The sequence below is a fragment of the Micromonospora sp. URMC 107 genome, from assembly GCF_051386315.1.
GTDB lineage: Bacteria > Actinomycetota > Actinomycetes > Mycobacteriales > Micromonosporaceae > Micromonospora.
This window is the reverse complement of sequence record NZ_JBPQTK010000146.1, coordinates 1-13,658: the sequence shown is the minus strand read 5'-3', so window position 1 is coordinate 13,658 and position 13,658 is coordinate 1. Positions and strand designations below refer to the sequence as shown.

The following is a 13,658-nucleotide window of genomic DNA, read 5'->3' as shown; positions in this document are numbered from 1 at the left end:
GGCGGTTGGAGGTGTGGGTGGGGTTGTGCCTCCTGGGGTGTCAGGGCGCAGTGCACTGGCTCGGGAAGTTTGACCGGGCGTTTCGTGGGGACCTGCTGCGCGACGCTTCTGCACCTTCTTCCGCGCCGGGCGGCGGCTCGGGGACCCGGCGGTCCGGACCCCCGACCGCCGGGCGAAGGATTGGCGGGCGGCGACTCCGGGCATACAGCGCGGTGATGATGAAAGGAGGACAGCATGGCTGACGTGGCGAACGCCCGCACATCCCGTACCGGGAGCGAGCCGTCCACCGCCGAGCTGGTGCAGCGGGCCACGGAGCAGGTCTCCCGCCTGGTCCGCGACGAGCTGGCCCTGGCCCGGGCGGAGCTGACCCAGAAGGGCAAGCACGCCGGCATCGGCATCGGCCTCTTCGGCGGTGGCGGGGCGCTGGCGCTCTACGGCCTGGGCGCCCTGGTCGCCACCGCGATCCTGCTGCTCGACCTGGTGCTCCCGGCCTGGGCGGCGGCCCTCATCGTCGCCGTGGTGCTCTTCGCGCTGGCCGGCATCCTCGCCCTGGTGGGCAAGAAGCAGGTCAGCCAGGCGGTCCCACCGGTGCCGGAGGCCGCGGTCCGTAGCGTCCGCGCGGACGTGGACACGGTCGCCGCCGCCGTGAAGGACAGGGGACGGGCATGACGACGGGCAACGGTCGGGGCAGCGGCGACACCGACGCGCTGCGCGAGGAGATCCGGCGCACCCGGGTCGAGCTGGGCGAGACGATGGAGGCGTTGGCGGCCAAGGCCGACGTCAAGGCGCGGCTGAGGTCCTCCGCCGACCAGGCGAAGGAGCGGGTGCGGGACCAGGCGGCGCAGACCGTGGCCCGGGTGCGCGGGCAGGCGGCGCAGACCGCGCAGCTCGCGCGGGGCCAGGCGCAGGAGAAGGGCGCGGTCGTACGGCGTAACCCGACGCCGTTCGTCGCCCTCGCGGCCGGCGCGGTGGCCGCCGTGATCGTGTTGGTGATCGTCCGGGGGAGGCAGCGGTGAGCAGGGGTATCGGGAAGGCCGCGTACAAGCCGGTCGGCGTGCTGATGGGTATCGCCGCCGGTACGGTCGCGGGCGCGATCTTCCGGCAGGTGTGGAAGATGACGGCGGGCGACGGCGAGGCACCCAGCGCCACCGACGAGGACCGCGGCTGGGGCGAGGTCCTGGCGGCGGCGGCGTTGCAGGGCGCCATCTTCGCGGTCGTCCGGGCCGCCGTCGACCGGGGTGGCGCGGTGGGCGTACGCCGCTTCACCGGGAGCTGGCCGGACTGACCGGACGACGGACGAAATGCCCCCGCGCCGTGACCACGGCGCGGGGGCATTTCGCGCGGGCGCAAGGGCCCACCCAGCGGATCTTCGGCATCCGTCAGGTCACATGTCGGAGAAATTCGTCCGGTAGGCTGTGCAGAGTTTTCGCTACGTGGTTTGCTGTTTCACGCTGTTGAGAGATGGCGTGGGTTGAGTGAAGTCTCCTTCGTGGGGGCCGCCTCAGGCACCGCTGCTCGAAAACGGCCAATCGGCCGCACGGCGTGCTCGGCCGCCAGTTTTAGAAGGAGATACACATGGCGCAGGGAACCGTGAAGTGGTTCAACGCAGACAAGGGCTTCGGCTTCATCACCGTCGACGGCGGGGGTGCTGACGTGTTCGTCCACTTCTCGGCCATCCAGACCAGCGGCTACCGCACGCTGGAGGAGAACCAGCGGGTGGAGTTCGAGATCGCCCAGGGTCAGAAGGGTCCGCAGGCCGAGCAGGTCCGCCCCATCTGAGCAGTGCCGGTCGGCAGCCGCCGGCCACAGGGTGATCCGGCGCCCGGATCACAGCGAAGCCCCGTATCCCCGCCGGGATGCGGGGCTTTCCGCGTGTCCGACGTCAGCGACGCGCCGGCCGCGAGCCCCGGCGGCGGTGAGGCCGAGGGCCGGCCGTGGCGGCGACGCCGAGCCGCGGCGGCGGTGAGGCCGAGCGCCGGCCGTGGCGGCGACGCCGAGCCCCGGCGGCGGTGAGGCCGAGCGCCGGCCGTGGCGACGACGCCCGGGCCGTGGGGTGGCGCTCAGCGGCGCCGGCGGGCGCGCAGCCCGAACCAGAGCGCGACCAGTCCGGCCAGGACCACGAGGGGCCCGAGCACGGCCCAGATCCGTTGGTCGGTCATCACGCTGCCCTCGACGTAGCCGAGGCCCTGCACCGTCCACACCGCACCGCCGACCACGGCGAGCAGGCCGAGGGTGAGCGGCAGCCAGCCCTTCATCGCGATCCCCCTCCGTCGGTCCCCGTTCCGGCCACCCGACTCACCACCGGTCGTGCACCCGCGGGCGGACCAGCTCGTCGTAGACCTCCGCCACCGCCGCCAGGTCCCGTTCGGACAGTGGCGCCTGGTCGGTCACGGCGGCGTTGCCCCGGGCCTGGGCGGCGTCCCGGGCGCCCGGGATGACCACGGTGACGCCGGGTTGGTCGACGACCCAGCGCAGCGCGAACTGGGCCATGGTGCGCCCGTCGCCGGTCAGCGGCGCCAGCCGGCGCACGGCGGCCAGGCCCAGTGCGAAGTCGACGCCGGAGAAGGTCTCGCCGACGTCGAACGCCTCGCCGTGCCGGTTGTAGGAGCGGTGGTCGTCGGCGGCGAAGGTGGTGTGCTCGTCGTACCGGCCGGAGAGCAGGCCGCTGGCCAGCGGAACCCGGGCGATGATGCCGACCCCGGCGGCGGCAGCGGCCGGGAGCACCTTCTCGAGGGGCTTGTGCCGCAGCGCGTTGAGGATGATCTGGACGCTGGCCACCCCCGGCCGGGCGATGGCGGTGAGCGCCTGGTCGCAGGTCTCCACGCTCACCCCGTAGCCGGCGACGCGCTCCTCGGCGACCAGGGTGTCCAGCGCGTCGAAGACCGCGTCGTCGGCGAAGACGGCGGTGGGCGGGCAGTGCAGCTGCACCAGGTCGAGGGTGTCCGTGCCGAGGTTGCGCCGGGACCGGTCGGTCCACTCGCGGAAGTGTGCCAGGGTGTACGCCTCGGGCGTCTGCGCGACCCGGCGGCCCATCTTGGTGGCCACGGTCAGCCCGGCGTCGGGCCGGCCGCGCAGGAACCGCCCGATGAGCTGCTCGCTGCGCCCGTCGCCGTAGACGTCCGCCGTGTCGAGGAAGGTGACCCCCGACTCGACGGCGGCGGTCAGCACGGCGGTGGCGTCGGCCTCGCTGACCGTGCCCCAGTCCGCGCCGAGCTGCCAGGCGCCCAGCCCGATCACCCCGACGCGCCGCCCCAGCCGGGGGAAGGTGCGCTGCTCCATGGGACTGAGCCTAGTGATCGGCTTGTCCGGGCGCGCGACGGGCCGTACCGTGAAACAAGACGGACGTACGGTTTGGGAGGCGACGATGTGGGATCCGACGACGTACCTGCGCTACGGCGACGAGCGCTCCCGGCCCTTCCACGACCTGCTCGCCCGGGTTCCCGCCGAGCGACCGCGCGCGGTGGTCGACCTCGGCTGCGGCCCGGGCAACCTGACCGCCACCCTCGCCGCGCGGTGGCCGGACAGCCGGGTCGCCGGCCTCGACTCCTCGCCGGAGATGGTCGCGCGGGCCGCCGCCACCGCCCCCGGAGTCTCCTTCGCCGTGGGCGACGTCCGGCACTGGCGCCCGGAATCCGACGTGGACGTCGTGGTCAGCAACGCCGTGCTCCAGTGGGTGCCCGGCCACCGGGAGCTGCTCACCCGCTGGGCCCGGGAACTGCCCGCCGGGGCCTGGCTGGCCGTGCAGGTGCCGGGCAACTTCGACGCGCCCTCGCACCGGGCGCTGCGCGAGGTCGCCGGCCGGCCGGCCTGGCGCGCCGACGTCGCCGGGCTGCTGCGCCGGCCCCCGGCCGACGACACCGCCGTCGGCTACGCCGACCTGCTGACCGGTGCCGGCTGCGTGGTGGACGCCTGGGAGACTACCTACGTGCACCTGCTGCCGGCCCACGCCGACGCGGACCACCCCGTGCTGAGCTGGCTGGAGGGGACCGCGCTCCGGCCGGTCCGCGCGGCCCTCGACGCCACCCGCTGGTCCGACTTCCGGGCCGAGCTGGGGGTACGTCTCGCTGAGGCGTACCCGGTGCGGCACGCTCAGGTGCACTTTCCGTTCCGCCGCGTCTTCTTCGTCGCCCGCACCGGCGCCCGCGCAGAGGAGAACCTGTGACCGACCTGCAAACCTTCATCGCCGGACTGCCCAAGGTGGAGCTGCACGTGCACCACGTCGGCTCCGCCTCGCCCCGGATCGTCGCCGAGTTGGCCGCCCGCCACGAGGGCCGCAGCCCCGTGCCCGCCGACCCGGCCGCCCTCGCCGACTACTTCGCCTTCCGCGACTTCGCGCACTTCATCGAGGTCTACCTGAGCGTCGTGGACCTGATCCGCGACCCCGACGACGTCTGGCTGCTCACGCACGAGGTCGCCCGCGAGCTGGCCCGTCAGCAGGTGCGTTACGCCGAGCTGACCGTGACGCCCTACTCGCACGTGCACCGGGGGATCCCGGCGCCGGCCTTCTGCGAGGCGATCGAGGACGCCCGCAAGCGGGCCGAGTCGGACTTCGGCATCGAGCTGCGCTGGTGCTTCGACATCCCCGGCGAGGCCGGCCTGGCGGCGGCCGAGGAGACGCTGCGCATCGCGCTGGAGCAACGCCCGGACGGGCTGATCAGCTTCGGCCTGGGCGGCCCCGAGATCGGGGTGCCCCGGCCGCAGTTCAAGCCGTACTTCGACCGCGCCCGGGCGGCCGGGTTGCGCTCGGTGCCGCACGCCGGCGAGACCACCGGCCCCGAGACCGTCTGGGACGCGCTGCGCGACCTCGGCGCCGAGCGGATCGGGCACGGCATCTCCGCCGCACGGGACCCGGAGCTGCTGGCCCACCTCGCCGAGCACCGCGTCGGCATGGAGGTCTGCCCGACCTCCAACGTGCGCACCCGGGCGGTCGCCAGCATCGAGGAGCACCCGCTGCGGCAGCTGGTCGACGCCGGCCTGCTGGTCACCATCAATTCCGACGACCCGCCGATGTTCGGCACCACCCTCAACGACGAGTACGCCGTCGCGGCCCGGCTGCTCGACGCGGGTCCGGAGAGGCTGGCCGCGCTGGCCCGCGACGCGGTGACCGCGTCGTTCCTGGAGCCGGCGGACAAGCAGCGGATCACCGCCGAGATCGACGCCCACCTGGCCGCCGCCACCCGCTGAGCGGATGAGGGGGTGGCGCGCGGCGGGAGCAGGTGTGGGGGGACCGATGTCTCCCGCCGCGCGCCCGGTTCCACCGGCCCGTGGGGTGCCCCGAGGCGTTGGCCGGTGGAACTGATGGGTTCGGATTCGATCCTGTCAGCGCCGGCCCGCTCCGGCACCGGGGTTAACCCCGATCTAAGGAAGACTTGCGCCGCCCCACAACCGGCGGCCCGGCCGGGGCACGCGGCCCGGCTCGGGTCAGCCGTCGGTGGGCCGCTGCCGGGGCCAGCGCCGGCTGCCGGTCTTCTGCTCGCGGGCCAGCCGGCCGACCAGGCCGAACCGGCTGACCTGCCGGGGCGTCGCCTCCGGGTCGGCGAGCAGCATCACCACGCTCGCCCCGCCCAGCCGGGCCCGGTCGATGCTCACCGATCCGTTCGCCTGCAACGCGACCCGCTTGGCGATGTCCAGCCCCAGGCCGGTCGAGCCCTGGTCGCTGGCGCCGCGGCGCAGCGCCCGGTCCGGGTTCGCGATCCCCGGGCCGGCGTCGTCGATCCGGATGGCCACGTAGCCGTCGCGCCGGGACACCGCCACCTCGAACGCGGTGCCCTGCGGGGTGTACCGGAAGACGTTGCCGATCACCGCGTCCAGCGCGGCCGCCAGCTCGGCCCGGGGCACCGGCGCGGGGATGCGCAGCTGGGCGCCGCTCACCCGGTGCGGGCGGTTCTGGTCGCCGGCCAGGGCGGCCCAGAACACCATCCGGTCCCGGACCACCTCGCTGACGTCGCACATCGCCGGCCCGGCCTCGTGCGCGACCGCCTTGCGGGTGGTCTTGATCAGGACGTCGATCTCGCCCTCGAGGGTGACGATCGCCTGCCGGATCCGCCGGATGCCGCGCCGCCGGTCCAGCTCCGCCTCGCTGAACGAGCCCACGCTGGTGTCGTCGGACTCCAGCGCCTCCGCGTCCAGCCGCAGCACGGTCAACGGGGTGCGCAGCCGGTGCGACAGGTCGGCGACCAGCTCCCGCTCGTCGGTGCGGGCCGCGTCCAGCCGGTCGGCCATCCGGTTGAAGGCGTACCCGGCCTCGGCCAGCTCCCGGGGGCCGCTCGGGTCGACGCGTACGCCCTGGTCGCCGTCGCCGATCGCGAGCGCCGCCCGGACCAGGCCCCGGGCGGAGTCGACCGCGCGGGCGGCGACCCGGTCGACCACCAGCACCGCGGCACCCACCAGGGCGGCGGCCACCCCGAGCAGCAGCAGCCACCGGCTGCCGCCGTCCTGCGCCGACTCGGGCACGAAGACCTCGACCACGGCGGTGGTGTCGCCGAGCACCACCGGGTCCAGCCGGAGCACCCCGCCCTCGACGTCGACGAGGACGGAACGCCGCTCGGCCCGCGCCCGCTCCAGGCTCCCGGCGTCGGCCCGGGTCGCCGACTCGTCCACGCCGAGCCCGTGCACGACCGGCCGGGTGGCCGGGTCGTCGCCGCTGGCCGCCACGGCGCGCTGCACCACGGCGGGGTCGGTGCTGACGGCGAGGGCGCCGGTCACCAGGGCGCTGCGCCGGGCGGCGTCCGCGATCGCCTCCTCGCGCGTGCGGTCCGCGAGACTGACGGCGAGCGGGACGAGGAACGCGAGCGCGACCAGGGCGCACATGCCGGCCGTGAGCAGGGCCAGCGACGGCCTCAGTCCGGCGCCACCAGCCGGAACCCGACCCCCCGCACGGTGCGCAGGTAGCGCGGCTTCGCCGCGGACTCGCCCATTTTGCGGCGCAGCCAGTACAGGTGAACGTCGATGGTCTGGTCCTCGCCGACCGATGGCTGCCGCCATACCTCCTCCAGAAGTTCCCGGCGGGACACTACCCGGCCCGGTCGTGCGGCGAGATAGGCCAGCAGGTCGAATTCCTTGCGGGTCAGCGCCAGCGGCTCGCCGTCGAGGTGGGCGCTGCGCTCGCCGACGTCGACCCGCAGCCCGCCGACGCTGTGCACCGCCGGCTGCACCGTCCGGCTGGCCCGCCCGGCCCGGCGCAGCACGGTGGTGATCCGTGCGTCGAGGTGCGCCCCGGTGAACGGCTTGACCATGTAGTCGTCGGCCCCGGCGCGCAGCAGCCGCACCACGGACTGCTCGTCGTCGCGGGCGGTGGCGATGATGATCGGGACGTCGGTGATGCCGCGCAGCATCCGCAGCGCGTCCGAGCCGTCGAGGTCGGGCAGCCCGAGGTCGAGCACCACGAGGTCGGGGGTCTCGGCCGCCACCCGGCGCAGCGCGTCCAGCGCCGTGCCGACGGCGTGCACGGCGTGCCCCCGGTCGGCGAGGGATCGCAGCATCGCGCCGCGTACGACGTGATCGTCTTCGACCAGGAGCACGGTGGCCACAGCAAGACGGTACTCGCGGTGGCAAGTCGACCGCGTTGCGGCGCACGCGTGAACAGGGCAAGCTGGTACAACGATGTCCTTCACGCTCTTTCCCGACACCCGCCTCGCGTTGGCCCGGGACTCGCTCGCCGGCCTGTCGGTGGGCGACGCGCTCGGTTCGCAGTTCTTCGTTCCCGGCCGGCACCCGGCCGACCTGGCCGCGGGGAAGTTGCCCCCCGCGCCGTGGCAGTGGACCGACGACACCGAGATGGCCTGCTCGGTGGTGGCCGCCCTCGCCGACACCGGCCGGATCGACCGGGACGCCCTCGCCGCGGCCTTCGCCGAGCGCTGCGAGCCCAATCGGGGGTACGGGCCGGGGGCCGTGACCATCCTGCGGCTGATCCGCACCGGCACGCCGTGGCCGGTGGCGGCCGCCTCGGCCTTCGACGGCCAGGGCTCCTGCGGCAACGGGGCGGCGATGCGGGTCGGCCCGCTGGGCGCGTGGTACGCCGACTCCACCGCGCGGGCGGCGGCGCAGGCCCGGGCGTCCGCCGAGGTGACCCACGCCCATCCGGAGGGCATCGCCGGCGCGGTGGCGGTGGCAGTGGCGGCGTCGCTGGCCGCCCGGGCCCGGTTGGACGGCCACCGGCCCGCCCCGGACCGGCTGCTGGCCGGCGTCACCGCCGCGCTGGACCCGGCCACCGAGGTGCACCGGGGCGTGCGCCGGGCGGCCGGCCTGCTCGACCGGTCGGTCCCCGAGGCCGCCGACGTGCTCGGCAACGGCTCCCGGGTCACCGCCCAGGACACCGTCGCCTTCACCTGCTGGGTGGCCGCCGTGCACCTGGACGACTACCCGGCGGCGGTGCGCGCCTGCGTCGAGGCCGGCGGGGACGTGGACACCACGGCCGCGATCGTCGGGGCGGTGGTGGCCGCGCACACCGGGGTCGGCACCCCGGGCGGGGTGCCGACCGACTGGCTGGCCGCCCGCGAGCCCCTGCCGGCCTGGGCCGGCTGACCCCGCGCACCACGCACCCACGGGTCCGGCGGGGCGGCGCCCGTCGTCCCACGGACCCGGGGGCGGTGGCGTCGGCGACCGTGCCGGCGGGGGCGACCGATAGCATCGCAGGAGCCGAACGTTCGGCGTCATCCGTGCCGTCTGCTGGAGGAGTCACCGTGTCCGCACCCCGTACCCCCGCCGTGGCCGACCCCGTCGTCGTCGCCGCCGGGACCACGGCGGCCGACGCGGTGGCCGCGGCCGGTCTGCCCGCGTCCGGCCCGAAGGCGATCGTGGTGGTCCGCGACCCGCAGGGCCAGCTGCGCGACCTGGACTGGGCCCCGCAGGCCGACACCGAGGTCGAGCCGGTCAGCCTCGACTCGCCGGACGGGCTCAACGTGCTGCGGCACTCCTGCGCGCACGTGCTCGCCCAGGCGGTGCAGGACGTCTTCCCGGAGGCCAAGCTCGGCATCGGCCCGCCCATCGAGAACGGCTTCTACTACGACTTCGCCGTCGACAAGCCGTTCCAGCCGGACGACCTCGGCAAGCTCGAGAAGCGGATGCAGGAGATCGTCAAGTCCGGCCAGCGGTTCCGCCGCCGCCGCTTCGGCAGCCTGGACGAGGCGAAGGCCGAGCTGGCCGCCGAGCCGTTCAAGCTGGAGCTCATCGACGTCAAGGGCGAGGGGCTCGACACCTCCGAGGTGATGGAGGTGGGCGGCGGCGAGCTGACCATCTACGACAACCTCGCCGCGAACGAGGACAAGGTCTGCTGGTCGGACCTGTGCCGGGGCCCGCACCTGCCGAACACCCGGCTCATCGGCGCGTTCAAGCTGATGCGCTCGGCCGCCGCGTACTGGCGCGGGTCGGAGAAGAACCCGCAGCTCCAGCGGGTGTACGGCACCGCCTGGCCGACCCGGGACGAGCTGAAGGCGTACCTGAGGCTGCTGGAGGAGGCCGCGCGGCGCGACCACCGCAAGCTCGGCGCGGACCTGGACCTGTTCAGCTTCCCCGACGAGATCGGCTCCGGCCTGGCGGTCTTCCACCCCAAGGGCGGCATCATCCGCCGCGAGCTGGAGAACTACTCGCGCCGCCGGCACGAGGAGGCGGGGTACGAGTTCGTCAACACCCCGCACATCACCAAGGCGCAGCTCTTCGAGACCTCCGGGCACCTGCAGTGGTACGCCGACGGCATGTACCCGCCCATGGAGATGGAGGGCGCGAACTACTACCTCAAGCCGATGAACTGCCCGTTCCACAACCTGATCTTCCGGTCCCGGGGGCGGTCCTACCGGGAGCTGCCGCTGCGGCTGTTCGAGTTCGGCTCGGTCTACCGGTTCGAGAAGTCCGGCGTGGTGCACGGCCTGACCCGGGTGCGCGGCATGACCCAGGACGACGCGCACATCTACTGCACGCAGGAGCAGATGGCGGGCGAGCTCAAGTCGCTGCTGTCGTTCGTGCTGGACCTGCTGCGCGACTACGGCCTGGACGACTTCTACCTGGAGCTGTCCACCCGCAACCCGGAGAAGTCGGTCGGCACCGACGAGAACTGGGAGCGGGCCACCGAGGCCCTCCGCTCCGCCGCCGAGGAGTCCGGGCTGGACCTGGTGCCCGACCCCGGTGGCGCGGCCTTCTACGGCCCGAAGATCTCGGTGCAGGCCAAGGACGCCATCGGCCGGACCTGGCAGATGTCCACCATCCAGGTCGACTTCAACCTGCCGGAGCGCTTCGGGCTCGAGTTCCAGGCCGCTGACGGCACCCGGCAGCGGCCGGTGATGATCCACCGGGCGCTCTTCGGCTCGATCGAGCGCTTCTTCGGGGTGCTCACCGAGCACTACGCGGGCGCGTTCCCGGCCTGGCTGGCGCCCGTGCAGGTGGTCGGCATCCCGATCCGCGAGGACCACACCGACTACCTGCACGGTTTCGTCGCCGCGCTGCGCGCCGAGGGCATCCGCGCCCAGGTCGACGCGGGCGACGACCGGATGCAGAAGAAGATCCGCACCGCCCAGCAGCAGAAGATCCCGTTCATGGTGATCGCCGGCGACGACGACGTGGCCGCCGGCACCGTCTCGTTCCGCTACCGGGACGGCTCGCAGCGCAACGGGGTGCCGGTCGCCGACGCCGTGGCCCATGTGCTCGACGTGGTCGGTTCCCGTACCAACGTCGGTCCGTCCGCCGCCTGACCCGCCACGCACGGAAGGCCCCCCCCATCGGGGGGGGCCTTCGTCGACGGGTCGTCAGGTGTCAGATCCCGCAGCTCGGCGCGGACCAGCCGCCGACCAGCCCGACGTGGGTGTGGTCGTTGTGACCCGGGTAGCCGGGGCCGAGGATGTTGCCGAAGCCGTGGTAGCGGGCCTGCTGGGCGAGCCGGCAGAGCGAGGGCGAGCCGACCAGGTCGACGCCGTCGCCGTAGAGGTGTCGGCTGTTGGAGGCTCCGCCGACCGCGCTGTTGCAGGCGTAGCTGCGGAAGCCGCTGCTGATGTAGATCGACACGTTGCCGAGGGCCTTCCGCATGGCCTGGAGCTTCCACATCGACACCAGCGCGTTGAACCGGGCGGTGCTCGCGGAGACCGCGCCGCCGGACCAGGTGCTGTTGCAGTTGTTCAGTTCGGCGTAGGTGAAGTTGACCGGGGTGCAGTCGTCGTCCTGCAACGCGTAGAGCGTGTTGAAGGTCTGCGGGCCGGCGATTCCGTCGGCGCTCAGGCCGTACGCCTGCTGGAAGCGGATCACGGCGGACCGGGTGGCCGGGCCGAACGCCCCGTCGAGGCCGAGCACCGCGTTGTAGCCGGGGTAGCCGGAGAGCCGGATCTGCAGCTGCCGGACGTCCTCCCCGGACGCCCCCTGCGACAGGGTGCGTCCCCAGGTGTAGCAGCCGTCGGCCTGTGCCGCGCTGCTCGTCGCCACCACCCCGACGAGGGTGGTGACCGCGGCGAGGGTGCAGGCGGCGAAGGCCCGGCCGATCCGGCGGAATGCGGTTCTCACGGTGACTCCCATCGACAGGGGATGATGTCTGCGGTTGGATTCTTCATTCATGTTCATCATTTGGTCAAGAACTTTCACCCCCTATCCGTCCCCCTGGATGTTTGAAGGCCGGCAGGGGGTGTCCGGGGTCGGGCGCGAGCGGGCGAACGGCGTCGGGAGCGACACCCGCCGGGAACGTAGGATCGGTGGCGTGACAGGGGTGGAACGGCACATGGACAGCGGCATGGCCGACGGCCTGGAGCGGCTCTGGACTCCGCACCGGATGACCTACATCTCCGGCGAGGACCGGCCCGAGGGCGGCTACGAGCGGCCCGCCGGCTGCCCGTTCTGCCGGGCACCGGGGCTGACACCGGGGGAGAGCCTGGTGGTGGCCCGGGGCGAGCACGTCTTCGCGGTGCTCAACCTCTATCCCTACAACCCCGGGCACCTGCTGGTCTGCCCCTACCGGCACGTTGCCGACTACACCGAGCTGGACCTGGCCGAGACGACCGAGCTGGCGGCGTTCACCCAGACCGCCATGCGGGTGGTGCGCAAGGTGAGCAACGCGCACGGGTTCAACCTGGGCATGAACCAGGGCGGCGTGGCCGGCGCGGGCATCGCCGCGCACCTGCACCAGCACGTGGTGCCCCGCTGGGGCGGGGACGCCAACTTCATGCCCGTGATCGGGCGGACGAAGGTCGTGCCGCAGCTGCTCACCGACACCCGCGACCTGTTCACCCGGGCCTGGCCGACCTGACCGACCCGCCCCTCCCCGGCGTCCGGCGCCGGCCTGCGGCCCGGCCATACCGCGCCGTTCCCGGTGTCCGGTCCCGGCCACCGGCTCCGCCGGACCGCGCCGTTCCCGGTGTCCGGTCCCGGCCACCGGCTCCGCCGGACCGCGTCGTTCCCGGCGTCCGGCGCCGGCCTGCGGCCCGGCCATACCGCGCCGTTCCCGGCGTCCGGTCCCGGCAACCGGCTCTGCCGGACCGCGCCGTTCCCGGCGTCCGGTCCCGGCCACCGGCTCCGCCGGACCGCGCCGTTCCCGCCGTCCGGGGCGGTCGGCGGCGTCAACGGTCGGTCGGCGGTGAACTTCCCGCCCCGGGCCGGGGCGCGAGGTGGCACGATCTGGCGATGGCAGTGACGACGCGGACGTTGGGCCGCAGCGGCATCGAGGTCAGCGCCCTCGGCATGGGGTGCTGGGCGATCGGCGGGCCCTGGGCCGAGGGCACCCAGCCGCTGGGCTGGGGTGCCGTCGACGACGACGAGTCGGTCCGCGCGATCCGGCACGCGCTCGACCTCGGGGTGACGCTCTTCGACACCGCCGACACCTACGAGGCCGGGCACGGGGAGCGGGTGCTCGGCCGGGCCCTCGCCAGCCGGCGCGACGAGGCGGTGATCGGCACCAAGTGGGGCTACACCTTCGACGAGGCCACCCGCCAGGCCACCGGCGAGGACCCCTCCCCGGCGTACCTGCGGCAGGCCGTCACGCAGTCGCTGCGCCGGTTGGGCACCGACCGGATCGACCTCTACCAGCTGCACCTCGCGGACCTGCCGGTGCCGCGGGCCGAGGCGCTCGTGGGCACCCTGGAGGACCTGGTCGCCGAGGGGCTGATCCGGGCGTACGGCTGGAGCACCGACCGCCCCGACCGCGCCGCCGCGTTCGGCCGGGGCGCCCGGCACGCCACCGCCGTGCAGCACACGCTGTCGGTGCTCCGGGACGCCCCCGAACTGCTCGCCGTCTGCGACAAGTACGACCTGGCCAGCGTCAACCGGGGACCGCTGGGGATGGGGCTGCTCTCCGGCAAGTACACGGCCGGCTCGACGCTGCCCCGCGACGACGTACGCGGGGTCGCCCCGGGTTGGTTGGAGTGGTTCCGGGGCGGCCGGCCGGCGCCGGAGTGGCTGCGGCGCGTCGCCGCCGTGCGGGCCGCGTTGACCGCCGACGGACGTACCCTCGCCCAGGGCGCGCTCGGGTGGCTCTGGGCGCGCAGCGACCGTACGGTCCCGATCCCCGGCTGCCGCACCGTGGCCCAGGTGACGGAGAACGCCGGCGCCCTGCACCGGGGCCCGCTGTCGGCCGACCAGTTCGCCGAGGTGGAGCGCCAGTTGGCCGCGCTGCGGTCGGCCGCCCTCCGCGAGGCCGACCGCCCCTACTGGCCGAGCCCGATGCTCCCCACCGCCCGCCCCTGACCCAGCGC

Annotated in this window: 15 protein-coding genes; 10 read left to right on the top strand and 5 right to left on the bottom strand. The window is 74.1% G+C overall.

Going from position 1 to position 13,658, the window contains the following annotated elements:
- Nucleotides 1-234 precede the first annotated feature (234 nt).
- The 4 genes from ACSNN9_RS24600 (at nt 235) to ACSNN9_RS24585 (ending at nt 1,779) form a co-directional block, all read left to right on the top strand.
- Complete coding sequence (locus ACSNN9_RS24600; protein ID WP_358093263.1) at nt 235-669, top strand: phage holin family protein; 435 nt, start codon at nt 235-237, stop codon at nt 667-669.
- A complete protein-coding gene (locus tag ACSNN9_RS24595; protein ID WP_358093260.1) occupies nt 666-1,016 on the top strand; it encodes a DUF3618 domain-containing protein in 351 nt (116 codons plus the stop codon). Before ACSNN9_RS24600 ends, ACSNN9_RS24595 begins: the two co-directional genes overlap by 4 nt.
- The gene (locus ACSNN9_RS24590; RefSeq protein WP_089001055.1) at nt 1,013-1,285 is read left to right on the top strand and encodes a DUF4235 domain-containing protein; all 273 of its coding nucleotides are present in this window, start codon (nt 1,013-1,015) and stop codon (nt 1,283-1,285) included. The genes ACSNN9_RS24595 and ACSNN9_RS24590 overlap by 4 nt, the downstream gene beginning before the upstream one ends.
- A 290-nt stretch (nt 1,286-1,575) precedes the next feature.
- Nucleotides 1,576-1,779 (top strand): cold-shock protein, encoded by a 204-nt coding sequence (locus ACSNN9_RS24585; RefSeq protein WP_007075740.1) that lies wholly within the window; start codon nt 1,576-1,578, stop codon nt 1,777-1,779.
- Between the two features lie 281 nt (nt 1,780-2,060).
- Here the strand turns inward: ACSNN9_RS24585 and ACSNN9_RS24580 are convergent, their stop codons facing one another.
- Both ACSNN9_RS24580 and ACSNN9_RS24575 read right to left on the bottom strand, forming a co-directional pair.
- Complete coding sequence (locus ACSNN9_RS24580) at nt 2,061-2,255, bottom strand: hypothetical protein (protein ID WP_357876984.1); 195 nt, start codon at nt 2,253-2,255, stop codon at nt 2,061-2,063.
- 40 nt (nt 2,256-2,295) lie between these two features.
- Nucleotides 2,296-3,279 carry an aldo/keto reductase gene (locus tag ACSNN9_RS24575; protein ID WP_436675591.1) on the bottom strand — a complete coding sequence of 328 codons (984 nt, stop codon included), beginning with the start codon at nt 3,277-3,279 and terminating at the stop codon, nt 2,296-2,298.
- An 85-nt stretch (nt 3,280-3,364) separates the two neighbouring features.
- Between ACSNN9_RS24575 and ACSNN9_RS24570 the strand changes: the two genes are divergently transcribed.
- The gene (locus ACSNN9_RS24570; RefSeq protein ID WP_436675590.1) at nt 3,365-4,162 is read left to right on the top strand and encodes a trans-aconitate 2-methyltransferase; all 798 of its coding nucleotides are present in this window, start codon (nt 3,365-3,367) and stop codon (nt 4,160-4,162) included.
- Nucleotides 4,159-5,184, top strand: coding sequence for an adenosine deaminase (locus ACSNN9_RS24565; protein ID WP_436675589.1), 1,026 nt, complete (start codon nt 4,159-4,161; stop codon nt 5,182-5,184). The genes ACSNN9_RS24570 and ACSNN9_RS24565 overlap by 4 nt, the downstream gene beginning before the upstream one ends.
- 237 nt (nt 5,185-5,421) lie before the next feature.
- Here the strand turns inward: ACSNN9_RS24565 and ACSNN9_RS24560 are convergent, their stop codons facing one another.
- Both ACSNN9_RS24560 and ACSNN9_RS24555 read right to left on the bottom strand, forming a co-directional pair.
- Nucleotides 5,422-6,810, bottom strand: a complete 1,389-nt coding sequence (locus ACSNN9_RS24560; protein ID WP_436675588.1) for a HAMP domain-containing sensor histidine kinase — start codon at nt 6,808-6,810, stop codon at nt 5,422-5,424.
- A 29-nt stretch (nt 6,811-6,839) separates the two neighbouring features.
- Nucleotides 6,840-7,529: a response regulator transcription factor gene (locus ACSNN9_RS24555; protein ID WP_089001050.1), complete on the bottom strand. Its 690-nt coding sequence runs from the start codon at nt 7,527-7,529 to the stop codon at nt 6,840-6,842.
- Between the two features lie 73 nt (nt 7,530-7,602).
- Between ACSNN9_RS24555 and ACSNN9_RS24550 the strand changes: the two genes are divergently transcribed.
- Complete coding sequence (locus ACSNN9_RS24550; RefSeq protein ID WP_436675587.1) at nt 7,603-8,523, top strand: ADP-ribosylglycohydrolase family protein; 921 nt, start codon at nt 7,603-7,605, stop codon at nt 8,521-8,523.
- Between the two features lie 158 nt (nt 8,524-8,681).
- Nucleotides 8,682-10,682, top strand: a complete 2,001-nt coding sequence (gene thrS, locus ACSNN9_RS24545) for a threonine--tRNA ligase (RefSeq protein ID WP_436675586.1) — start codon at nt 8,682-8,684, stop codon at nt 10,680-10,682.
- A gap of 61 nt (nt 10,683-10,743) precedes the next feature.
- On the opposite strand, the gene ACSNN9_RS24540 is transcribed toward thrS, so the two are convergent.
- The gene (locus tag ACSNN9_RS24540) at nt 10,744-11,481 is read right to left on the bottom strand and encodes a D-Ala-D-Ala carboxypeptidase family metallohydrolase (protein ID WP_436675585.1); all 738 of its coding nucleotides are present in this window, start codon (nt 11,479-11,481) and stop codon (nt 10,744-10,746) included.
- Nucleotides 11,482-11,704: 223 nt separating this feature from the next.
- Between ACSNN9_RS24540 and ACSNN9_RS24535 the strand changes: the two genes are divergently transcribed.
- The gene (locus tag ACSNN9_RS24535; RefSeq protein WP_436675592.1) at nt 11,705-12,217 is read left to right on the top strand and encodes an HIT family protein; all 513 of its coding nucleotides are present in this window, start codon (nt 11,705-11,707) and stop codon (nt 12,215-12,217) included.
- Between the two features lie 374 nt (nt 12,218-12,591).
- Nucleotides 12,592-13,650: an aldo/keto reductase gene (locus ACSNN9_RS24530; protein WP_436675584.1), complete on the top strand. Its 1,059-nt coding sequence runs from the start codon at nt 12,592-12,594 to the stop codon at nt 13,648-13,650.
- Nucleotides 13,651-13,658: the final 8 nt, after the last annotated feature.

Excerpts from the sequence above, each read along its gene's own strand:
- ACSNN9_RS24600 (WP_358093263.1), top strand. The coding sequence starts at position 235 with ATGGCTGACGTGGCGAACGCCCGCACATCCCGTACCGGGAGCGAGCCG.
- ACSNN9_RS24530 (WP_436675584.1), top strand. The coding sequence starts at position 12,592 with ATGGCAGTGACGACGCGGACGTTGGGCCGCAGCGGCATCGAGGTCAGC.
- ACSNN9_RS24570 (WP_436675590.1), top strand. The coding sequence starts at position 3,365 with ATGTGGGATCCGACGACGTACCTGCGCTACGGCGACGAGCGCTCCCGG.
- ACSNN9_RS24550 (WP_436675587.1), top strand. The coding sequence starts at position 7,603 with ATGTCCTTCACGCTCTTTCCCGACACCCGCCTCGCGTTGGCCCGGGAC.
- ACSNN9_RS24535 (WP_436675592.1), top strand. The coding sequence starts at position 11,705 with ATGGCCGACGGCCTGGAGCGGCTCTGGACTCCGCACCGGATGACCTAC.
- ACSNN9_RS24580 (WP_357876984.1), bottom strand. The coding sequence starts at position 2,255 with ATGAAGGGCTGGCTGCCGCTCACCCTCGGCCTGCTCGCCGTGGTCGGC.
- ACSNN9_RS24560 (WP_436675588.1), bottom strand. The coding sequence starts at position 6,810 with ATGTGCGCCCTGGTCGCGCTCGCGTTCCTCGTCCCGCTCGCCGTCAGT.
- ACSNN9_RS24595 (WP_358093260.1), top strand. The coding sequence starts at position 666 with ATGACGACGGGCAACGGTCGGGGCAGCGGCGACACCGACGCGCTGCGC.
- ACSNN9_RS24575 (WP_436675591.1), bottom strand. The coding sequence starts at position 3,279 with ATGGAGCAGCGCACCTTCCCCCGGCTGGGGCGGCGCGTCGGGGTGATC.
- ACSNN9_RS24585 (WP_007075740.1), top strand. The coding sequence starts at position 1,576 with ATGGCGCAGGGAACCGTGAAGTGGTTCAACGCAGACAAGGGCTTCGGC.